Consider the following 22,741-nt stretch of genomic DNA (forward strand, 5'->3'; position numbering starts at 1 on the left):
GTATTCACGGCGTCCTTTGACGGGCCCCCGGCGCCGAATTTTGATCTACGATGAGTACAATCATTATCTTGACACTCTACCTATCTTTGCAAAGGAATCGTAACATGGGGAAATCCAAATCGACCGGACAAGCGGTTTTATTACTTGTTATCACGGCGTTGCTCAGCGCCTGCGGCAATAACGACGGAGAACCTGAACAAGAAATCGTCCGCACCGTGCGTATCGAAACGGTCAAGGTTACCGAGGCGCTTGCGCAACGCCGCTTCGTCGGCCGCGTGGACGCGTTAAAAACGGTCGATCTCTCGTTTCAAGTCGGCGGACGCCTGGCCGAATTGCCGGTACAACAAGGTACCGTGGTTGCCAAGGGCGGCTTGATTGCTGCGCTCGATCCGACCGATTTTCGACTGAACGAACAAGAAGCCAAAACACAATACGCCTTCGCACAACTCGATCTCGGTCGCAAACGCAATCTCGCGGCCTCGGATACGATACCGAAGATCATGCTGGACGAAGCCGAAACCGCCTTTAAACTGCGCCAAGTCGCACTGGACAATGCCCGCCGTAACCTATCGTATGCCCGTATCGCCGCACCATTCGATGCGTTAATTACGCGCCGTTTGTTGGATATCCATACCCATGTTGCGCCGCACCAAGCCGTAGTCAGGCTTCAGGACGTCAGTGCTTTACACGTCAAGATTAATGTACCGGAAGATCTAATCAGACTAATCGGCCTTGCCGACGCAATGAGTATCGAGGCGGAGTTTCCGGGTCAGCCCGGTAAACGCCTGCCGCTACGCTATCTGGAACATGCCACTGAAGCCGATGCGGTCGCGCAGACCTACGAAGTGACACTGGAATTGCAACGCCCGCACGATATGAAGATATTACCGGGCATGACCGTCAGCGTCTCGGTCGGCAGCCCTTTCGTCAACGGATCGACCGAAATCACGATCCCGCTCTCTGCGATCGATACCGATGAACATGGAAAGACCCGAGTTTGGCTATTTGATACGCAGACCGAAACCGTCTCGCCGCACGTTATCGAAATCGGCGCCGTCGCCGCCAGCCGCGTACCGGTATTATCAGGCTTGAGCGGCGGTGAACATATCATCACGGCCGGCGGACATTTGCTGCATGACGGCATGACGGTACGCCTTTTTACCGGATTTTAAGGACTATCGCCATGTCTATCGATATCGCACGCGCGGCCATCGAACGCCCGGTCAATACCTGGCTGATCATCCTGACTTGCCTGATCGGAGGCCTGTGGGGCCTATCCACGGTCGGGCGCCTCGAAGACCCTGCCTTTACCATTAAACAAGCCTTAGTCATTACGCCGTATCCTGGCGCGACGGCCGAAGAGGTCGAACTGGAAGTCACGGAACCCTTGGAATCGGCGATTCAACAATTACCGCAAATCAAACACATCACCTCGCGATCCAAACCCGGCATTTCCGAAATCGAAGTCGAAATCAAGGACACCTACGATGGCAATACGATGCCGCAGGTCTGGGACGAGCTGAGGCGCAAAGTCGGCGATGCTCAAAAAACCTTGCCGGAAGGCGCGAACCCATCGACCGTCAACGACGACTTCGGCGATGTATTCGGTATTTTTTATGCAATCACCGCACCGGGATTTTCGGATCGGGAAATCTTAGATCTGGCTAAATTTTTACGCCGCGAGCTGCTGACCGTGACCAATGTAGCAAAAGTCGAAACCGCCGGCATGCGCACCGAAACCATCTATGTCGAGGTATCGAATGCCAGGCTCGCGCGTTTCGGGCTACCGATGGCTCAGGTCTTAAATACCATTTCTTCGGAAAACAGGATCGCCGATGCCGGCGCGGTCACGATCGACGACCGGCGCATCCGCATTACCACTTCCGCCGGCTTCGATTCAGTCTCCGCGATCGAAGCGTTGCGCATCGGTCGTCCCGGAAGCACGGAACAAATCAGCTTGATCGATCTTGCCGAGATCCGCCGCGAACCGACCGAAATCCCGGACCATCTCGTGCACTTCAACGGCATGCCGGCCTTTACGTTGGCGATTTCTGGCGTCACCGACGCCAACATCGTCACGATCGGCCAGGCGGTCGAGGCGCGCCTGGCCGAACTGGCGCCGCGCATTCCTTTAGGGATCGAGATTCATCCGATTTACGAGCAACACAAAGTCGTTGACCAATCGATCGATGACTTCATCGTCAATCTAATCGTATCGGTCTCGATCGTGATTCTGTCGCTGTGCCTAATGATGGGCTGGCGCGTCGGTTTGATAGTCGGCGCGACGCTGCTGCTAACCGTGCTCGGTACGGTGTTCTTGATGCGTGTTTTTCATATCGATATGGAGCGCATTTCGCTCGGCGCGTTGATTATCGCGATGGGCATGCTGGTCGATAACGCGATCGTGGTTGCCGAAGGCATGCTGATTAACATGCAGCACGGCATGAACGGCAAGGACGCCGCGACCATATCGGTCAAACGCACGCAACTGCCGCTGCTCGGCGCGACCGTGATCGGCATCATGGCCTTTTCCGGCATAGGGCTGTCGCCGGACGTCACCGGTGAATTTTTGTTTTCGCTGTTTGCGGTAATCGGGATGTCGCTGCTGTTAAGCTGGATCTTAGCGATCACGGTAACTCCTTTGTTCGGTCATTTATTCTTGAAAGTCGAGCAAACCGGTGAGGACCCCTACCGTGCGTGGGTCTATCAAGCCTACCGCAAAACGCTAACCGCTACCTTAAAAGCCAGAGCCTTGACCGCTTTGATCATGGTCCTGTTGACTGCGGCCTGCTTCGCCGGTTTCGGCATGGTCAAGCAAGCCTTTTTTCCCGACGCCAACACGCCGTTGTTCTACATTCATTATCAACTGCCGCAAGGCAGCGATATCCGCTCGACCGAACGCGATATCGGCGAAATCGACGCAATTATCCGCGCCAAACCGGACGTTGTGTCAGTGGCAAGCTTCATCGGCCGCGGCGCCAGCCGCTATATGCTGACTTACGCGCCGGAACAACCGAACAGCTCCTATGGACTGTTTATTGTCCGTACAGAAAATCTCGACCCCATTCCCGCCTTGGCCGCGGAATTGAAAAACGAACTGAACGCCGCCTATCCCAATGCCGAAATCCGCACCGAACGACTGATGTTCGGTCCCGGCGGCGGCGCGAAAATCGAAGCGCGTTTTTCAGGTCCCGACTCCGCCGTGCTGCGCCGGCTCGGCAACGAAGCTTTGGATATCATGCGCGCCGACGGCAATCTCATCGATCTGCGCACGAATTGGCGGCAAAAGGAACTGGTGATGAAACCTGTCTATAGTCCCGAACGCGCGCGTATTGCCGGCATCGGTTTGAGCGACTTGGCGCAGGCCCTGCAATTCGCCAGCACCGGCATCCAAGCCGGTACTTACCGCGAGGACGACAAACAAATCCCCATCGTCGTTCGCCCGCCGGATGCCGAGCGGCGCGATGCCAAACAATTGCGCGACCGCTTGGTTTGGAGCAATGCCGACCAATCTTATATCCCGATCGCGCAAATCGCCGAACATTTCGAAACGGTCAGCGAGGATACCTTAATACACCGGCGCAACCGGGTGCGTACATTGATCGCGCAGGCCGACCCGTTACCGGAACTGACCGCCGATCAAGCCTTCCGCCGCATCCGCGCGCAAATCGAAGCCATTCCGCTACCGTCCGGTTATCGTTTCGAATGGGGCGGCGAATACGAAAGCTCGACCGACGCACAAACCGCGCTCAACGCCCAGATACCGGTCGGCTTCGTCGTCATGCTAGTCATCAGTATTTTGTTGTTCGGCAAAGTGCGTCAACCGCTGATCATCTGGCTGGTCGTGCCGATGTCGGTCTGCGGCGTCGTGATCGGTCTGCTGATTTCCAATCAGCCGTTCAGCTTCATGGCCCTACTCGGTCTGTTGAGCCTGTCCGGCATGCTAATGAAAAATGCGATCGTGCTGGTCGACGAAATCGACGCGCAAATCGACGAAGGTAAACACGGCCATGCCGCGATCGTCGACGCCGGCGTTAGCCGTCTACGCCCGGTATTCCTTGCCGCCGGCACGACGATACTCGGTATGATCCCATTGTTAACCGATGCCTTTTTTGCCAGCATGGCGGTCACGATCATGGGAGGACTGGCCTTCGCGACTGTGTTGACCCTGATCGCCGTGCCGGTGTTGTATGCGTTGTTTTTTGGGGTAAAAGCCGAAGCTGCGGCGAAATAGCTCTCTGCGGGACGGTTACAGACTTCGAAAATGGACAACGGCAACTTGAACGACGCCGGCCTCGACATCGCGACGAAGGCATCGCTCCTACAGCGACTGAAAGCCTTTGTGGGAGCGATCCCCTGATCGCGATCGTCGAAGTCGATACGACCGAAAACCGCACAACGGTATCGAAGTCGCAACGCCAAAGCCCCGAAAAAAACGGCTAAACGTTACAGACTTCGAAAAAGGACAACGACAACTTGAACGACGCCGGCCTCGACATCGCGACGAAGGCGTCGCTCCCACAGCGACGGGAAGCCTTTGTAGGAGCGATCCCCTGATCGCGATCGTCGAACTCGATACGACCGAAAAACGCACAACGGTATCGAAGTCGCAACGCCAAAGCCCCGAAAAAAACGCCTAAACGTTACAGACTTCGAAAAAGGACAACGACAACTTGAACGACGCCGGCCTCGACATCGCGACGAAGGCGTCGCTCCCACAGCGACGGGAAGCCTTTGTGGGAGCGATCCCCTGATCGCGATCGTCGAACTCGATACGACCGAAAAACGCACAACGGTATCGAAGTCGTAGCGCCAAAGCCCCGAAAAAAACGGCTAAACGTTACAGACTTCGAAAAAAGACAACGACAACTTGAACGACGCCGGCCTCGACATCGCGACGAAGGCGTCGCTACCACAGCGACGGGAAGCCTTTGTGGGAGCGATCCCCTGATCGCGATCGTCGAACTCGATACGACCGAAAAACGCACAACGGTATCGAAGTCGCAACGCCAAAGCCCCGAAATAAACGGCTAAACGTTACAGACTTCGAAAAAGGACAACGGCAACTTGAACGACGCCGGCCTCGACATCGCGACGAAGGCGTCGCTCCCACAAAAGATTTTTCTCCTGCGGGACGGAGTTGCAAACCCCGTCCCGCCAATGAACAAAAATCGTGGAGTCGGGTGCGTTCCTTATTCAGCAGAGATTAAGCGTCAAATGCGACAATCTCTCAAGTGCGGGAAAATTGACCGACGCCGATATCCGACGATCGCATGCCTTTCCTGCCTAACCCGCCAAGGCCCAAGCCTGGAGGCAAATACGATGAAAACGATTATCATGCTGCTTGTCGCGTTGATATCTTACGTGCCGACCGCATCCGCTCAACAAGAGAATCCGGCTTTCAGTCAAGCCGAACTCGATCAAATGCTGGCGCCGATCGCGTTGTATCCCGACGCACTATTGTCGCAAATACTGGTGGCGGCCACCTACCCTTTAGAAGTCGTCGAAGCGGCCCGTTGGTCGGTAGACAATCCGGGCCTCGAAGGCGAACAGGCTGCAAATGCCGCCGAACATCAACCCTGGGACCCCAGCGTCAAAGCCTTGGTTGCATTTCCGGGCGTCCTGAACCGGATGAACGACGACCTGAACTGGACTCGCGCGCTCGGCGACGCGTTTTTATTTCAAGAAGCGCAAGTCATGGATAGCGTTCAGAACCTGCGGCAACGAGCCTATGAGGCGGGCAACCTCAATTCGACGGAAAACGCGCGAGTCGTACGAGAAAATCAAGTTATCGTTATCGAACCGGCCAACCCTCAAGTCGTCTATGTGCCTTATTATAATCCACAGATCGTTTACGGCTCATGGTGGTGGCCCGGTTACGCCCCCATTTACTGGGGGCCGCCGCCCGGCATTCATTTGAACTTGGGCTTTAATTGGGGCTGGGGACGCGGCATCTTCGTATCGCCGGGTTTTTTCTTCAGCAGCTTCGACTGGTATCGACGCCAGACCGTAGTTGTCCATCGCCATCATATTTATCAACACAGACCTCATTTTTATTCGGGACGACACGTACGCTATGCAGACTTTCCTAGATGGCAGCATAATTCGAATCACCGCAGAGGTGTTGCCTATCGCCATGATTCGCTGCAGCGTCAATTCGGAACGTCAAGACGTTTCGGTGCCGACTATGCCAATACTCGCCGAAATAAATTCGATCGCACCGATAACATAAACCGGTCTCAATCGGGACGGCGCAACCAAGGCTGGAGCGGTTATGCCTCCACGCGAAATAATGACGATCGATCAACGGCCAAAAGCACCGGGCGGAGAGATAATCGCTCCGACACCGACAGAATGACAACAAGAGATCGTTGGCGCACTAATAGCACCAACTGGCCCCAATCCGACCAGCGCAATCGAGGCTGGAGCAATAATGCCGCCACGCAAAGTCATGACGATCGATCAACGGCCCAAAGCTCCGGACGCAGAGATAATCGCTCCGACACCGACAGAATGACAACAAGAGATCGTTGGCGCACTAATAGCACCAACCGGCCCCAATCCGACCAGCGCAATCGAGATCGGAGCAGTTATGCCACCACGCAAAGTCATGACGATCGATCAACGGCCCAAAGCTCCGGACGCAGAGATAATCGCTCCGACACCGACAGAATGTCGACAAGAGATCGTTGGCGCCAATCCAGCGGAATTTCGTCAAGCGGTTTGTCAAACGATTTAGGTTCGCGCAATTCCAGCACAAACGCTCAAAGCGCTTCATTCGGCAATACCCGGAGGCAAAGCAGTACCTATAATCGTGGCAACGCGCAACGGCGAGAAATTTCTTCGCAGCGAACGGCCTCCGATTTATCTTCAAACCGCGAAGCCGGGAGTCTTCCTGCGCAACGACGCTCTAGCGCCCCTAACCGAGAAACTAATCGAAACCAAGATTTTCATCGTCAAATTTCTAGTGGAGCAACTATTCAAAATAGACGCGCCAGCTCATACGGACCAACGTCTCCAGCTTTTTCACCAGAACGTCAACAAACCCGCCCCTCCACTAATGCGCGCGTAACAAGAACCGAAAACCGACTTCAGACTCCGTCTTCCTCGACGACCGTTAGTCGCGATAGAGGCGGCTCATCGACAGGTGTGCGTTATCGACCCTCAAACAGTAACAATAGTCGCGGCGACTCAGGCGGTTATTCCTCCGGCAGGTCATTCAATCGAAGAGAGTCATCAAATTCACGCTGACATACTTCGTGAGTAAAATCTCGCATTTAGGTTTATTCTAAAGTAGCATTTCACCATGAAGAATAAGAAGTTATAACTTTCGCACTTCAAATTTCGGCATTAGCCAACCTGATTAGCAAGATACCTCAGCTTGCCGAAGCCAAGTGTCCGAGCAGGGGCCAGTCGTAGTCGAAAAAACTAAAATATGCCTTCTGCGGGACGGGTTATTTAACCCGTCCCCAACGTTTCGGTTTGCCCTAAACATTTCGGCTGACTTCGGCCAAAGTCAAAACGTTTAGGACGGGGTTGCAAACCCCGTCTTGCTAGGGATATGCTGGTTTTTGGGCTTTAGCTGAAGAAACTTGCTAATCAGGTTAGCCAATGGAGGTGCCGGGGTGTTCGGCAAAGGCTTTGATAGCATGGATGCTATCATAGAGCCTACATGGACGTATTTACGGCGTCCTTTGACGGGCACCCCGGCACCGAAATTTGACAAGCAAAGGGTATAATACAATAACGTGTTATTCGTTTGTATAGAGCTTTCGTTCACGCAAGAGGTTAGCAGGAATGTTCAGATAATCTCTTAAAATACGTCAACTGCTTCATGGTTAAACTACCGAATTTAGGTTTATGCCCAACAATTCATTGCTTGGCATAAACCTAATCCGTAAAAATCAACCTACTTCTCAGTCGACGTTTGCTTAAACACCACATCGGCTTTCGTCCCACCCTTGCCTGGCGAAGTGCCGAGAACTAGCTCCGCTTGATGTAAGTCGGCAATTTCCTTGACAATCGGAAGTCCTAATCCGCAGCCATCCCCAGGACTTCCCGGAATTCGATAAAAGCGCTCGAAGATTTTATCCATTTCGGATACCGGTATGCCCGGCCCATCGTCCTCGACAGTCAACGTAGGCGAAGAACCCGGCTTTAACCTTACGATTATGCTACCGTTCTCTCGTCCGTAACAAATCGCGTTATCGAGAAGATTGACCAATAACTCGCGAATTAAAATTTCGTTGCCATTGATATAAACCGCATGTTTAGGGCCTTCGAAACTGAGCTCGATATTATTCTGCAAGGCCTTAGGAACCCATTCGCTGCTGACCTCCCTCACCAGCGCCAATAAATCGAACTTTTCCAAAAGCAGCCCGCTTTCAATTGCACCCGATTTAGCTAATGCCAAAAGTTGAGAGATGATATGAGAAACCCTGTCGGCACTGCTTTGAATTTGCAGTAAGGCCGGCTTCATTGCCGCCATGTTATCTTCCCGTAACGCTCTCTCCGATTGCAATTTCAGCCCCGCTAGCGGCGTACGAAGTTGATGCGCGGCATTAGCGATAAAGCGTTGCTGAGAAGCAATCGCGCCATCCAAGCGCTTCAACAAGCCATTAATGGTATCGGTCAAAATCCGTACTTCCGCAAAAACATGCGCTTCAGGGATCGGACTTAAGTCTTTCGGGGAGCGCATCGCAATTTCATCGGCCAATCCGCGTAAAGGACTCAAGCCTCGATAAACGGCCTTGCGCATATAGAAACCAATAAAAATCGCTAAAACAATCGGCGGAATCAAATCGGCCAATAAAATATCCATCATCATGTTGCGGCGCTTGTTGAGCGTCTCGGCAACATGCACGAATACGATTTCCGGAAGATCTTCCCGCGCGACAAGGATAGAGACTCCTCGGACAGACTCGCCTCGAACCGTATCATTGAAAAAAACCGGCGTCGACCAATCGGTCGATTCATCGAAAGGTTCGGGAACGAAGCTATCTCCGGCGATCATGCCTTGGTTTTCAGCGATGATTTTGAAATAAGTCTTGTCTAATTCATCCCATTTGAAAATGGTCAACGCAGCCGGGGGTAATTCCGCAATAATCCGATTGTCATTCACTTTGATTTCCTGCACCAAAGAACCTGCCGAATCCAATAGCCATCGATCGTAAGCTTCATCGACATAATGCCGCGTAACATAATAGGAACTAACGGCTTCAAACACGACAAACAGCAAAACCGGCGTGATTAACCGAATCAGTATTTCGGTTCTTAGCGTTCTATTTTGCTCCATCGCTACCCGTCTCCAGCAAGTAACCTAAACCCCGTACTGTCCGTATAACGGCGTCGTAAGGTTCGATGCGCTTTCGAACGCGGTGCACATATACTTCGATCGCATTATCGGCCAATGCATCGCCGTCCGCCGACAAACGCTGCGCGATACGATCCTTGCAAACCACTTTGCCTGCTTGTAACAGCAAAATTTCGAGAACCGCCGCTTCACGAGCCGATAACACCAATAACTGCCCATCCGCGGAAACTTGGTTATTTTGAGTATCGAGCGAAAGACGACCCACTTCGATGGTATAGCTGAAGCCCCCATAACAACGCCTGATCAAAGCGTGAATACGCGCTTCCAACTCCATTAGCTCGAAAGGTTTGGTCATGTAGTCGTCCGCACCTTGACGAATACCCTCGATGCGGTCGTTCATACTTTCCCGTGCCGTCAAAATCAATATTGGCAATGAAACCTTGCGGTTACGAAATTTGCGCAATAATTCTAAACCGTCCATATCGGGCAACCCCAAGTCGAGCACAATCAAATCGAAATCTTGTGCTTCTACCAATTGCTCGGCATAACGCCCGCTTTTGGTGGCGGTAACAACGTAACCGGTTTTTTTAAGCGTATGAATCAATCCATCGGTAAGAACGGAATCATCTTCGATCAATAAAATATTCATAATAGTTAAAGCATAAACAAAACGATAAACCTAAAAAATCAGTCGGAGCGCTTGGAATTCGTTCGTGTTGGGCAAAGAGAGCCCCTCATGGACGGGTTCACCCCGCATAGGCGCCAACTTAAGGAAAAACGCGCCATTCCGCCAGGTTGGCGGAATCCAGGGCCAGGGATGGCAATGCTTAGCTTCACACTCATGTAGACAATCCATGCCGATATGACGAATAAAGCCACAAATACACCATAGTATAGGCACTAAGTTGGCGATTATGGGGTCACCCCGCACCAAAAATTATCTAAATAGTCATTTACTGTGAAAGTCCGCAAATCCGAAGTCCTTATCTAATTTTTCGATATGCAAAGCTCAGCAACGAAAATGCCGGTTCCGAAGAGGGTGCGGTTACTCGTCCGACAGGCGTCGGCGGCAAGGATAGCCGCCGTCGAGACTACATGGACGTATTCAAGGCGTCCTGTCGGGCGAGTGACCGCACCCTCCCCAACGCCCCGCACTTTCATTTACTGGGGCGATTGCCAGGCTTTCATGAACTTTAGGCTATCGAACATTGATACTGAGTTCATAACGTTCCGTAATAAGCATACCTCATACCTAACAAAATTGAACGATTATTAAGTAAGAATGGACCAGAAATCAATGCCTAATACTAAACTGCATACTCAGGCTAAATAGTTATACCCATCGCACTTCAAATTTCGGCATTGACGTATGGAGGCGCCGGGGTGTTCGGCAAAGGCTTTGACAGCAGGGATGCTGTCACAGAGCCTACATGGACGTATTCACGGCGTCCTTTGACGGACACCCCTGCGCCGAAATTTGACCAGCAAAGGGTATACAATCCGGTTAAAAATAAACATCGTTGAATTGAAAGCATTTTGAAAGGTAGTATCGATACAATACCTTCCAAACCAAACTATCGGTCCTCATTAGATTCGATAATCGCTAATTGATGCGATTGGTTTAAACCAAACAAAATTAATTTGTAACAATTCGGTTTTTTGCCGGACTGGTCTAGTGTATTGATTTAACAGGAAGCGTTTCACTGACACATAAATTCTTTTTCACTGTATCGAACTTTAAGAATTTAAGCGTCCGTTGTACCTCCCTTTGAAAACTCTAAAACATGGACTCGCAGGTCACCGCCTCGAACAAAACGAAACGAAGACCAGTGAAGAGTATATGAAGAAAATCTGTCTTGCCGTTGTAAAGCCGACAAATCAATAAGCTATAACATCCAGATTAAACAGATCGAAACGTTACGATTTTCAACTATAGAAAATTGCAAACAGCAAGGCGGAAACTATGAAATCATTCGAAAAGCTGTTAATGGAAAACAAAAAATGGGCCTCTGACAAGCAAAGCATAGACCCCAATTTTTTTAAACATCTTGCAAAAGAGCAAAGACCCGAATTCCTTTGGATCGGATGTTCGGATAGCCGTGTTCCGGCAGAACTCATCGTAAATGCCGAACCCGGCGAAATTTTCATTCATCGCAACATTGCTAATCAGATGGTGGCGACCGACTTCAATTGCTTAAGCGTCTTGCAATATGCGGTAGCTGTGTTGAAAGTCAAGCACATTATCGTTTGCGGTCATTACAACTGCGGCGGAGTTAAAGCCGCTTTATCCAAACAACACCCGAAATTGGTGCTGACCAATAAATGGCTCATGCATATCAAGGACGTCTATCGCTTAAATAAAGATGAAATCGACAGCCTTCCCACCGAAGAACAGCGCGTTAACCGGCTGGTAGAGCTCAATATTCTCGAGCAAGTCCAAACTCTCGCGCATACATCGATTATTCAACAAGCCTGGCATCAAGAACAGCGACCGATCATTCACGGCTGGGTCTATGGCCTGGAGAACGGCTTATTAAACTCGCTAGCGACGATTTATCCGGATGCCGAAATTGACCCGATATTCAAATACGATTATCAATATGCATGAATATAGAGCGGACAATACGTCCCAAATCACGAGGAAATGAACGATGATTTTGCAACGTTTACGACTATTTAACACATTTTTCGACAGTCGCTGGGAGGACCTGACCCGCGACACTTGGATGCAAACGACCTATCGAGATTTCAGCGCCGGCTTGATCGTGGCACTGACAGCAATCCCGATGGCCATGGGCTTTGCAATGGCCATGGGCTTGCGTCCCGAACAAGGCATTATCGCCGGAGCGTTAGCTTGTGCAGTCGGGCGAACCTGGGGCGGCTCAAAATATCAAGTTTACGGCCCTACCGCAGCCTTTATTCCCTTAATTGCCGCACTGATGATGAAGTACGGCGAAACCAATGGGGGCAGCGCTCAGGAAGCCCACGGCTTTCTCGTATTAGTCTCGATCATAGCCGGCGTGATATTGATGCTAATGGGCGTCTTCGGTCTCGGCAAATACGCCAAGCTGGTCCCGAACTCGATTGTCGTCGGCTTTACGGTCGGCATCGCAATCGTGATTGCGCTCACCAATGTCGAAGATATCCTAGGCGTGGAAAACTTCAAGGATATGCTCGGCCAAGATGAGGGAATCACCGGAGGTTTGACTCATAATATTGCAGCCGCGTTTAACAATCTCCACATGATCAATGGCTGGTCTGTCGCAATAGGCTTGGGTACGTTTGTCCTGACGAAGTTTTTGCTGCGCATCTCGATTTTTATTCCGGCACCGCTGATTGCGATCGCTGCCTCGACTATCGTGACCGCGACACTGCTGAAAGATAAAGGTATTATTTTAGTTGGCGATATTTACGGTTCCATTCCCAACAATTTCTTCGTCTTCACCCCGCCGGTGATGCCGACGATGACTTCGGGTGTTATGGTCGATATCGTTTATTTCACACTAGCCATCGTTTTCGTATCGGGCGTCGAAAGCTTGCTGTGTTCGTCGATGGCCGACCGCCTTGCCGATAATCGTAAAACCCCGTTCAATCCCGATAAGGAATTTTGGGGACAAGGCTTGGTACAAGTTCTGGTCCCGATGGTAAACGGCTTTCCTTGCACCGGCGCCTTGGCGAGAACCGCGACCAGCATCAAGGCCGGCGCGGTGACGCCTTTGGCCGGTTATTTCAAAGCCGTTCTCAAATTGGCGTTGGCTTATTACATCGCCAGCTATCTGGAAGCCGTACCCATGGCTTGCATCGGCGGTATTTTATTATGGGTGGCCACCAACATGGTTAAACCATCCGAAATGAAGGAAGTGCTGGGACACAATAAATTCCATGCCGGATTGATGATTTACACTGCGGTAATGGTGCCGATGACCGACTTTTTGACCGGCGTACTTTCCGCTTTAGTTATTTATGTCTTGTTGTTTAAATTTCTGGACAAGCCCGTCAAGCGCGAAGAAGAGCACGTTGCCGAGGTGGTCGGCGCGGATCAAGCCATTATTTCCGCCCCAGGCCGTTTTAACAGGGTAACGATTCCTTTGGCGATGACCGCCGAAGACGCGGAATTACTGCATTACGCCGCCAAATTGGCGGAACGCGATATTGCCAAGGAATTTCATTTCGTCCATGTCATTCCTCCGCAAAAACAACCTATTAAACCGAATCAAGAAGCATCGATCAAACAAAGTATACGCGACGAAGTCGAGAAGTATTTCGATACCGATATCGAGCATGTGACTTTTATGTCGCATGTACTGAGCGGTCCATCGCGTCTCGATAAGTTGATTGAATATACTGTCGCCTCCAATTCGGACCTGATCCTATTAGGTCACCGGAAAAACCGTACCGGACAACGCTCGTTGGGCCGCCGTCTGGCAATGGTAACCAAGGCATCTGTTTGGATGGTTCCCGAAGGCACGAGCCGGGATATCAAGCGCATTATCGCTCCGGTGGATTTCTCGCAGCCTTCGGCCGATAGCTTATCTCATGCGACTGCAATAGCTAAATTGCATGGCCTGAATGAAGTTACAGCCTTGCATGTTTATTTCGATCCGTCGACGATTCGCTATGATGAACATATCGATGAAGTCAAGTGGCACGAACAACAAGCTTTCGAAGAGTTTTTAGCTAAAATAGAAACTCACGGCATCACCGTAAAACCGGAATTTGTCGAAAGCAGTATTCCGAGCAACGCGATTCTGCATAGAGCCAAGGAACTGGATGGCGACTTGATCGTAATGAGTACCCGCGGGCGAAGCAACACCGCGACTATTCTACTCGGCAGTGCAACATCGCAAATCATGATGGACTCTCCGATTCCGATTGTTGCGATTAAGCATTACGGGGATCAATTAGATTTGCTCGATGCCTTAATCGCCAGTCGATTCTGGGAGCGCTCAGACCCGAAAACGAACTAACTATTCGTCACAACCGGTCTGCAACTCCTTCGTTGCAGGCCGGTTGTGCAATTGAACCAAGTCGCCGAAACCAAACCATGACCTTGGTTTCCGCCCCCCAAAAATAGATATTTCCTCTATCGCTTATACAAGCTCGCAATACTTGACCGCACAGTTGCCCGTTTCACTGTTATAATCTTTAACAGGACTTGAGTTATCAAACTTCCTGATCGCCGCCTGATACGACCATCATACAAAGACTTAGGATTTCGCGATAAATAACTCCCTGGAGCTACCAGCTTTGTCGAGAATTCGATTACTCGTTTGACAGGATTACGTCCTTGTACACTTCCCTGCGGCCGATACCAGTTAATCGAGCAACCGAACCCTCCATAAAATAGGGAAATTGTTGATGACCAAATCCTTACGCGTCTATTGAAATGATATTGTCAGCATAAAATCAACCATAAAGGAGCTTTATATGGGCAAATCAAAGCAAAAAGTCGAGAAAATAGCGAAGATCGATTGGCACGCATCATCGACCGAGAAAGTTCTCAAACAACTCGGCGGCAACCCGGACGGACTTTCCGGACAAGAAGCCGTATCCCGTCTGCAAAAATATGGCGCAAATCGTTTGCCCCCGGCCAAAACCCGAGGTCCGTTACTGCGCTTTTTTTCCCAATTTCATAACTTATTAATCTACGTCTTGATAGGTGCAGCAGTCGTCACGGCATTGCTCGATCATTGGATCGATACTTACGTGATCATCGCCGTCGTGTTTGTCAATTCGATTATCGGTTTCGTTCAAGAAGGCAAGGCTGAAAAATCGCTCGAAGCAATTCGACATATGTTGGCGCCACGCGCGACGGCATTGCGCGACGGTAATCGAATAGGGATTCCGGCCGAAGAATTGGTTCCCGGCGATATCGTGATTCTCGAACCGGGCGATAAAGTTCCCGCCGACCTGCGCTTAATTTCGGCAAAGGGCCTGCAAATCCAAGAGGCCGTCCTGACCGGCGAATCGGTCGCTGTCGAAAAAACAACCCAAGCGGTCGAAGCAAATGCCGACTTAGGGGACCGTTTTCCGATGGCCTATTCCGGAACGATGGTTGCAGCCGGACACGGCAAAGCGATCGTCGTAGCGACCGGTGCCGATACCGAAATCGGCCGCATCAGCGGCATGATTTCTAGTATCGAAGAGTTGACTACTCCGCTGCTTAAACAAATCGCGATTTTTTCCCGCTGGCTGACCTTGGCGATCATCCTGATTGCCGCAAGCGTCTTTGCTTTCGGTTTTTATATCCAGGGAACCGATCCCTCGGAAATGTTCATGACCGTGGTCGGCCTCGCTGTAGCGGCCATTCCTGAAGGTTTACCGGCAATCCTAACGGTAACATTGGCCATCGGCGTCCAGCGCATGGCCTCCCGCAATGCCATTATCCGCCGACTGCCGGCAGTCGAAACACTCGGCGCCGTATCGATCATTTGTTCGGACAAAACCGGCACACTGACGCGTAACGAAATGACCGTCAAATCCATCGTAACGTCATCCAAACTCTATGAAATCAGCGGCGTCGGCTATGAGCCTTCCGGCGACTTTTTCTCGGGCGGCGAACATGTCGCTATCGACAAGCGCCCTATTTTGCAGCAAATCGTTAAATACGGCGCCTTATGTAACGATTCGTCCCTGCGCCAAAAAGACGATCAATGGATTGTCGACGGCGACCCGATGGAAGGCGCCTTATTAACCGTTGCCATGAAAGGCGGTTTCGAACCTACCGACCTGCACCGCAAAAATACTCGAGGCGATGTGATTCCGTTCGATGCCCAACACCGCTTCATGGCTACCTTGAATCACGACCATGAAAACCATCAGTATATTATCGTCAAAGGCGCACCGGAACGTTTGATCGAACTATGCACCTTAGAACGTCAAAAAGACGGCGATGTTGCTATCAATCCTGCTTATTGGACCGGCTGGATCGATGAGGTCGCCTCACTCGGACAACGCGTTTTGGCCATCGCTTTCAAACCGGTCGAAGAAGGTAAAACCGAGCTTAATTTTTCGGACCTGGATGACGGTTTGATACTGTTGGGACTTATCGGCCTAATCGACCCGCCGCGCGAGGAAGCGATACAAGCCGTCAAGGAATGCCGCGCGGCCGGTATCCGCGTCAAAATGATCACTGGCGATCACGCCGCGACTGCCCGCGCGATTGCCGCGCAATTACACCTTGAAAATCACGATGAAGTCATGACCGGCCAAGACCTGTCTTCGATCGGCGACGATGAATTGATCGAAGTCGCCGCGCGCGTCGATATCTTCGCCCGAACATCGCCGGAACACAAATTGCGACTGGTTACCGCCATGCAGGCAGGCGGCAATGTCATTGCCATGACCGGAGATGGGGTTAACGATGCTCCAGCTTTGAAACGAGCCGATGTTGGTATCGCAATGGGTCGGACCGGAACCGAAGCCGCCAAGGAAGCTTCGGAAATGGTGCTGGCGGACGACAATTTCGCATCGATCGCACGCGCAGTCCGCGAAGGCCGTACCGTCTACGATAATTTAAAGAAAGCCATCATTTTTTTATTGCCGGTCAACGGCGGCGAATCGATGAGCATCATCGCCGCGGTATTGACCGGCCTGACTTTGCCGATCACGCCGCTACAAGTCCTTTGGGTCAATATGGTCAGCTCGGTCGCCTTGGCAATGGCGCTGGCCTTCGAGCCGTCCGAGCCTAGCGTCATGCAGCGTCCTCCGAGACCTAAAGACGAAGCGATGTTGTCCGGCTTTTTATTGTGGCGCATCACCTTCGTTTCGCTGCTGTTTTTTGCCGGCATTTACGGTATTTTCCTCTGGAGCCAACTGCACGGCTCGACGCTCGAAGAAGCACGAACTTATGCGGTCAATACGTTGGTTATGCTGGAAGTCTTTTACCTTTTAAATGTACGTTACCTAAGCAGTTCCTCTCTATCGTTCAAACACTTATTCAGCTCTAAAGCCGTTTTAATCGCAATTTTTGTCGTTATTACGCTTCAAGCCATATTTACTTATGCACCGTTCATGGAACACTTTTTCGACACCCGTCCGGTCGACTTCATCCATGGCATGGAAATCGTCGGAATCGGCCTGTTCTTGTTCATCATACTGGAATTGGAAAAATTGATTAGACGCCTATTTTCTAACCGTCGGGCTAAAAACCTTAAAGCCCAACCGAAAGCCAAGAGGTAAATCTTAAGGAACGTGCATTTTCCTCAAACAGTTTCTATGCAGAGCATCACTGCTATTAAGTTAACGGAAACTCGTCATTCCGACATGGACTGGCGGAATCCAGTGCCATGGATGGCAAGCTTTTGAGGTGTATTAGAGCCTGAATGCAAGCATTATTTATTTCTGTGATGGCTTAACTTAATGGCATTGATGTAGAGACTGGGAACCATAGACAACGCCCATGACGCTCGGACCACATTCTCGTTTACATTTGGGTATAATACCTTTTTGTTTTCAATAGAATCAGCTCATTGAACGTGCAATACTCTAAAGTTAGCGTGATAGCCCCCGCCCGTCTGCATATGGGCTTTATCGATTTGAGCGGCGCGCTGGGGCGCCACTTCGGCAGCATCGGCGTCGCGCTGAATGAAATCAACACCCGCTTAAGTATTAGACCGGCCGATCATTTGACCGTAACCGGGATGTCCGCTTCTCGAGCCGAAAAATGTGCGCGCAAACTCTGTGCGGCACTCAATCTTCCCGAGTCATTTAGCATCGATGTCGAAACGTCGATCCCGGAACATGTCGGATTAGGCTCCGGTACGCAAATGTCGCTGGCGGTCGGCATGGGCTTGAACCATTATTTCGGCTTAAATCTAACGGTTCGCGATATCGCGCGATTAACCGATAGAGGCATGCGTTCGGGTATCGGCATCGGTGTATTTGAACGAGGAGGATTGGTTGTCGATGGCGGACGGGGCGAGCGAACGGTGACCCCCCCGGTATTGGCGCACATGCAAATTCCCGACGATTGGCGCATTATTTTAGTGTTCGACAAGCGCGGACAAGGCTTGCATGGTAAGCAAGAAATTCAGGCTTTCGAAGCGCTACCCCCATTTCCGCAACAAGAAGCGGCTCGGCTTTGTTATTTATTGATGATGCAAGGATTACCCGCAGTTGCCGAACACGATATTGTCAGATTCGGCGAAGTCGTTACGCAATTGCAGCGCTCGGTCGGCGAACATTTCGCTCCGGCACAGGGCGGCATTTTCACCAGCCCGGAAGTTGCCGAATCCATGGCATGGTTGGAAGCGCAAGGCTGCGTCGCGATCGGCCAGACCTCCTGGGGGCCGACCGGCTTTTGCGCTTTGCTGGGAGCCGAGCAAGCCGAAGCGATCACCGAACAAGCGCGCCGACAATTTTCACGCCATCCTCATTTGAGTTTTGTCACGGTCGGCGTCAGTAACAGCGGCGGCCAAGTATCGGCCGTCTAATTCGCTTATTGATTCCTAAAGCCGGCACATACTCGCTTAAGCGATAGACTTTTAACATCATAAACTGCCATTTTTGAATCCCAGCATTAACAACCCTATTTTGATTATTGCCAACTCCGGCCGCATGCTGGCCGAGGCAGCCTTCCAGTCGGGGTTCATGCCGTGGGTAATCGATTTGTTTGCCGACCAAGATACCCTGAAATATTCCGAACGGTTATTTCGAATCGAAGCATTGGACGAACCCTTTTTAAAAGCCATTATTGCCGGTTTCAGCTCCCTGCACCCGATGTCTCCAGCGGTATATGGCAGCGGCCTCGAGCATTATCCCAAGGCGCTCGAGCTCATTAGCCGCGAATGCGAATTAGTCGGCAACGATATAAAAACCATTCGACTGATTCAGCAAAAAAAATGTTTTTTCGAATTACTCGATCATTTGGAAATAGACTATCCTCACGTCTCCTTTACCGAACCGAAAGGGACTGAACAATGGTTGGTCAAACCCGAAACCGGTGAAGGCGGCCTGGGTATTCGTCTGTTTCGAGCCGGCATGCCGACCCAACGAAACCTCTACTGGCAAGAATTTATCGAAGGGACGGCCTGTTCCGCTTTATTTCTTGCAGACGGAAGAAATATTCGCATTATCGGTTTCCATACGCAATGGTGCGAAAACCTGAATGCCGACCAACCCTTCCTATTTGCCGGCGTCATCAATCGCTGCCCCCTGTCCGCCGAGCAAGCCGATATCATTCATTCGTGGATCACCGCCATTGTGCGAGCAATCCCGCTTAAAGGCCTCAACACCCTCGATTTCATTATCCAAAGTGAGCGAATTTATGTATTGGAGATCAATCCCCGCCCATCGGCTAGCATGCAATTATATGATGCCGATTTATTCCGAGCGCATCTCAATGCCTGTCGGGGCAACTTAGACAATACGAACTTTACGAGTCGTACGGTTTGCGCTTATCGAATCATTTACGCCGACAGAAGCATCACTATTCCCGATGCCTTTTGCTGGCCGAAAGCCTGCCGGGATTTACCGATTGCCGGCTCGATAATTCGCAAAGGACAGCCTATATGCAGTATCATTGCCCGCGATATAAACGTTCGGAACGTTCAGCGGCAATTGAACGAAATCCGGCAAACCATTTTTCAATCATTCAATTAAAGGTGTTTTAGGTCATGGCATCAAAAGCGAGCGTTAATAGACTAGCGCAGCCTCTGGTTAGAGAACTCATCGAAAATGCGGCTAAATTACGAGTCGGCGTAGAAAAGTTGGCGAACGGCTGCACCATCATCGACGCCGGCATCGACATGCCGGGCGGTTTGGAAGCAGGCCGAATCATTGCCGAAATTTGTTTGGGCGGCATGGGCTCGGTCTCTATCTCGCACAGTTGTTACACCGCGAATTGGCCATTGACAGTCAATGTGCATACCGGTAACCCGGTCTTGGCCTGTCTCGGCAGCCAATACGCCGGCTGGAGTTTGTCGCATGAAAAATATTACGCGCTCGGCTCCGGTCCTGCACGGGCCATGGCGGTCAAAATCAAGGATGGCCAACAAGAGCCTGTCGAGGAGCTATACAAAGAATTGGCCTATCGCGACGATGCGGAAAACACCGTATTGGTGATCGAAAACGATGCGATCCCGCCGCTCGAAATCGTCGAAAAAGTAGCAAACGCTTGTCAAGTAGACCCTTGCAACTTAACCATCATCGTCACGCCGACCAGCAGCCTGGCAGGCGGCGTTCAGGTCGTCGCGCGGGTTTTGGAAGTTGCGATGCATAAGGCGCATGCCTTGCATTTTCCGCTGGAAAACATCGTCGACGGTAGCGGCAGCGCGCCAATCTGCCCGCCGCATCCGGATTTTATCAAGGCGATGGGGCGCACCAACGATGCGATATTGTTCGCGGGGCAAGTTCATATTTTCGTCAAAGGCAGCGACGAAGCAGCCGAGAAGCTCGCAAAAGAGTTGCCTAGCTCGACTTCGAAGGATTACGGCAAACCGTTCGCGCAAGTCTTCAAAGAATACAATTACGACTTTTTCAAGGTCGATGCAATGCTGTTCAGCCCGGCAAGTGTCATCGTGACCGCAGTCGAATCCGGCAAGAGTTTCCGCGCCGGCAAACTCGACAATGCGTTGCTCGATCAATCGTTCGGCGCTTAAGAGTTTCGACACATGGGTAGAATTGCCGTTTTCACAGACGATCCGGGTTGGCACGGCAAAGCATTGCGTCTTGCATTCGCCGCTCGCGGCTATTCGGCGGACTATGTATCGTTAACTGAGTGCCGCTTGAATCTGGTTTCGGAAGGACTTCCTGTTTCGATTCCGGGTTTCGAGCATGCCCTGCCCGACGCCGTGTTTGTACGCGGCGTACCGGGCGGCTCCCTCGAGGAAGTCGTGTTTTATCTCGACATCCTCCATGCGCTGAAGATCATCGGCGTTCCGGTGTACAACGACGCCGGAGCAATCGAACGCAGCGTCGACAAGGCGATGACCAGCTTCCTGCTTCGGCAAAACGATTTGCCGACGCCTCCGACCTGGGTTTTACGCGATAGAAAAGAAGCATTAACCATCGCCGAATGCGAACTCGCGCAAGGCCGCATGATCATCAGCAAACCTTTATTCGGCTCGCAAGGCGAAGGCGTCCGACGCATCGAAAAAATGCTGGATTTGTTTTGGTTAACCGGCAGCCGCGGCATCTATTATTTGCAACGCTTTGTCGATTGTTACGGCGAAGGCTATTCCGATACGCGAGTATTCGTTATCAACGGCCGCGCGGTCGCCGCGATGCGGAGGAAAGGTACATTTTGGTTGAATAATGTTGCCAAAGGCGCTAGTTGCGAACGGGTCCAATTGGAATCCGAATTATCGAAATTAGCTATCAAGACAGCGGAAGTCGTCAAAATGGACTATGCCGGCGTCGATATCATTCGCGAAAAAAACGGCGATTACACCGTGATCGAGGTCAACAGTATTCCCGCATGGAAGGGCCTGCAAAGCGTTTGTGATATCAATATCGCCGAATTACTCGTCGCGGATTTACTGGACAGGCTTGTCGGCGATCATCGCCCCGAATTGCAAACGGTTGCCTCATGATGACTATCGAAACGCTTGAAGATTTGTACCGACAAGCTTGCGAGATCGAATTACAGGCTTTTAAGCCGGGCAACGTCAGTGTTCATGCAGACGGGCACGACATGTCCGTCGATGATTTCAGAATCAGCGCAAAGGTCAGCGCACCGCATATCGCAAATCCAAATTACTCGCTTGGCGAAAAAATTTATTATGCGATCAAGGCCACGCGCGATGCAGTCGGCTGTAATACCAATCTGGGCATTGTTTTATTATGCGCGCCACTTCTTCAAGCCGCATTATTACGAAAACCGAATTCGACGTTAAGACAAGCTTTACACGACGTATTAAATAATACGTCAGTCGACGATGCCGACTGGGTCTTCAAAGCGATCGTTTTAGCCTCTCCGGGCGGTTTAGGCCACTCATCCGAACAAGACGTTTCAGAGCGGCCGGCCGTCAATTTGACTGAAGCGATGCGAATCGCGGCCGACAAGGATCGCATCGCTTTACAGTACTGCTCGGATTATAAAGATATTTTTGATTTCGGAGTTTTAAGGTATAATGCTTGGCTAACTCGATGGGCTGAAGCTAATTGGGCGGCTGTAGCAGTCTATGTCGGGTTGCTGAGCCTTTATCCCGATAGTCATATCGAGCGGAAATACGGCAATCGCTTTACGCTTTCGGTGACATCCAAAATGGACATGGTTAACCAAGCCCTGCAAGATTCTGATAATCCGAAAGAAATCGAACCTTTACTGCGTAGGATTGACGCGGAATTTAAATCCGAAGGCATCAATCCGGGCACGACGGCCGATTTAACAGTAGCGACGATTTTAGCGGTATTTCTGGAGGATCATATTAGCAATTCGAATTGCTAATGGGTCTTCAAAACGGATTTACACTTAAAGTAAATAAA

Annotated in this window: 13 protein-coding genes; 11 read left to right on the top strand and 2 right to left on the bottom strand. The window is 51.1% G+C overall.

What is annotated here, in order from left to right; all coding sequences use genetic code 11:
* Window positions 1-50: 50 nt before the first annotated feature.
* The 3 genes from METBU_RS0106085 (at window position 51) to METBU_RS25175 (ending at window position 7,251) form a co-directional block, all read left to right on the top strand.
* On the top strand, window positions 51-1,172 hold the full coding sequence (locus METBU_RS0106085; protein WP_083877646.1) for an efflux RND transporter periplasmic adaptor subunit: 1,122 nt from the start codon (window positions 51-53) through the stop codon (window positions 1,170-1,172).
* 11 nt (window positions 1,173-1,183) lie between these two features.
* Window positions 1,184-4,234: an efflux RND transporter permease subunit gene (locus METBU_RS0106090; RefSeq protein WP_017839782.1), complete on the top strand. Its 3,051-nt coding sequence runs from the start codon at window positions 1,184-1,186 to the stop codon at window positions 4,232-4,234.
* Window positions 4,235-5,322: 1,088 nt separating this feature from the next.
* On the top strand, window positions 5,323-7,251 hold the full coding sequence (locus METBU_RS25175) for a DUF3300 domain-containing protein (RefSeq protein ID WP_017839785.1): 1,929 nt from the start codon (window positions 5,323-5,325) through the stop codon (window positions 7,249-7,251).
* A 658-nt stretch (window positions 7,252-7,909) separates the two neighbouring features.
* On the opposite strand, the gene METBU_RS0106110 is transcribed toward METBU_RS25175, so the two are convergent.
* Entirely contained in the window at window positions 7,910-9,295 is a 1,386-nt protein-coding gene (locus METBU_RS0106110; RefSeq protein WP_017839786.1) for a sensor histidine kinase, read from the bottom strand.
* Entirely contained in the window at window positions 9,282-9,962 is a 681-nt protein-coding gene (locus tag METBU_RS0106115; protein ID WP_014148876.1) for a response regulator, read from the bottom strand. The genes METBU_RS0106110 and METBU_RS0106115 overlap by 14 nt, the downstream gene beginning before the upstream one ends.
* Before the next feature lie 1,314 nt (window positions 9,963-11,276).
* Between METBU_RS0106115 and METBU_RS0106120 the strand changes: the two genes are divergently transcribed.
* From METBU_RS0106120 to METBU_RS0106155, 8 genes are all read left to right on the top strand, one after another.
* Window positions 11,277-11,921, top strand: coding sequence for a carbonic anhydrase (locus METBU_RS0106120; protein WP_017839787.1), 645 nt, complete (start codon window positions 11,277-11,279; stop codon window positions 11,919-11,921).
* Between the two features lie 43 nt (window positions 11,922-11,964).
* Complete coding sequence (locus METBU_RS0106125) at window positions 11,965-14,280, top strand: SulP family inorganic anion transporter (RefSeq protein ID WP_014148879.1); 2,316 nt, start codon at window positions 11,965-11,967, stop codon at window positions 14,278-14,280.
* A 460-nt stretch (window positions 14,281-14,740) separates the two neighbouring features.
* Window positions 14,741-17,494 carry a cation-transporting P-type ATPase gene (locus METBU_RS0106130; protein WP_017839788.1) on the top strand — a complete coding sequence of 918 codons (2,754 nt, stop codon included), beginning with the start codon at window positions 14,741-14,743 and terminating at the stop codon, window positions 17,492-17,494.
* 296 nt (window positions 17,495-17,790) lie between these two features.
* Window positions 17,791-18,747: a beta-ribofuranosylaminobenzene 5'-phosphate synthase family protein gene (locus tag METBU_RS0106135; RefSeq protein WP_328285778.1), complete on the top strand. Its 957-nt coding sequence runs from the start codon at window positions 17,791-17,793 to the stop codon at window positions 18,745-18,747.
* 100 nt (window positions 18,748-18,847) lie between these two features.
* Window positions 18,848-19,915, top strand: a complete 1,068-nt coding sequence (locus METBU_RS0106140; protein WP_208976559.1) for an ATP-grasp domain-containing protein — start codon at window positions 18,848-18,850, stop codon at window positions 19,913-19,915.
* 14 nt (window positions 19,916-19,929) lie between these two features.
* Complete coding sequence (gene mch, locus METBU_RS0106145) at window positions 19,930-20,913, top strand: methenyltetrahydromethanopterin cyclohydrolase (protein ID WP_014148883.1); 984 nt, start codon at window positions 19,930-19,932, stop codon at window positions 20,911-20,913.
* Between the two features lie 12 nt (window positions 20,914-20,925).
* The gene (locus tag METBU_RS0106150) at window positions 20,926-21,846 is read left to right on the top strand and encodes an ATP-grasp domain-containing protein (RefSeq protein WP_017839791.1); all 921 of its coding nucleotides are present in this window, start codon (window positions 20,926-20,928) and stop codon (window positions 21,844-21,846) included.
* On the top strand, window positions 21,843-22,703 hold the full coding sequence (locus METBU_RS0106155; RefSeq protein WP_014148885.1) for a triphosphoribosyl-dephospho-CoA synthase: 861 nt from the start codon (window positions 21,843-21,845) through the stop codon (window positions 22,701-22,703). The genes METBU_RS0106150 and METBU_RS0106155 overlap by 4 nt, the downstream gene beginning before the upstream one ends.
* Window positions 22,704-22,741 lie beyond the last annotated feature (38 nt).

The organism is Methylotuvimicrobium buryatense 5G, from assembly GCF_000341735.1.
GTDB classification, from domain to species: domain Bacteria; phylum Pseudomonadota; class Gammaproteobacteria; order Methylococcales; family Methylomonadaceae; genus Methylotuvimicrobium; species Methylotuvimicrobium buryatense.

Excerpts from the sequence above, each read along its gene's own strand:
- METBU_RS0106125 (WP_014148879.1), top strand. The coding sequence starts at position 11,965 with ATGATTTTGCAACGTTTACGACTATTTAACACATTTTTCGACAGTCGC.
- METBU_RS0106155 (WP_014148885.1), top strand. The coding sequence starts at position 21,843 with ATGATGACTATCGAAACGCTTGAAGATTTGTACCGACAAGCTTGCGAG.
- METBU_RS25175 (WP_017839785.1), top strand. The coding sequence starts at position 5,323 with ATGAAAACGATTATCATGCTGCTTGTCGCGTTGATATCTTACGTGCCG.
- METBU_RS0106120 (WP_017839787.1), top strand. The coding sequence starts at position 11,277 with ATGAAATCATTCGAAAAGCTGTTAATGGAAAACAAAAAATGGGCCTCT.
- METBU_RS0106150 (WP_017839791.1), top strand. The coding sequence starts at position 20,926 with ATGGGTAGAATTGCCGTTTTCACAGACGATCCGGGTTGGCACGGCAAA.
- METBU_RS0106110 (WP_017839786.1), bottom strand. The coding sequence starts at position 9,295 with ATGGAGCAAAATAGAACGCTAAGAACCGAAATACTGATTCGGTTAATC.
- METBU_RS0106085 (WP_083877646.1), top strand. The coding sequence starts at position 51 with ATGAGTACAATCATTATCTTGACACTCTACCTATCTTTGCAAAGGAAT.
- METBU_RS0106130 (WP_017839788.1), top strand. The coding sequence starts at position 14,741 with ATGGGCAAATCAAAGCAAAAAGTCGAGAAAATAGCGAAGATCGATTGG.
- mch (WP_014148883.1), top strand. The coding sequence starts at position 19,930 with ATGGCATCAAAAGCGAGCGTTAATAGACTAGCGCAGCCTCTGGTTAGA.
- METBU_RS0106090 (WP_017839782.1), top strand. The coding sequence starts at position 1,184 with ATGTCTATCGATATCGCACGCGCGGCCATCGAACGCCCGGTCAATACC.
- METBU_RS0106115 (WP_014148876.1), bottom strand. The coding sequence starts at position 9,962 with ATGAATATTTTATTGATCGAAGATGATTCCGTTCTTACCGATGGATTG.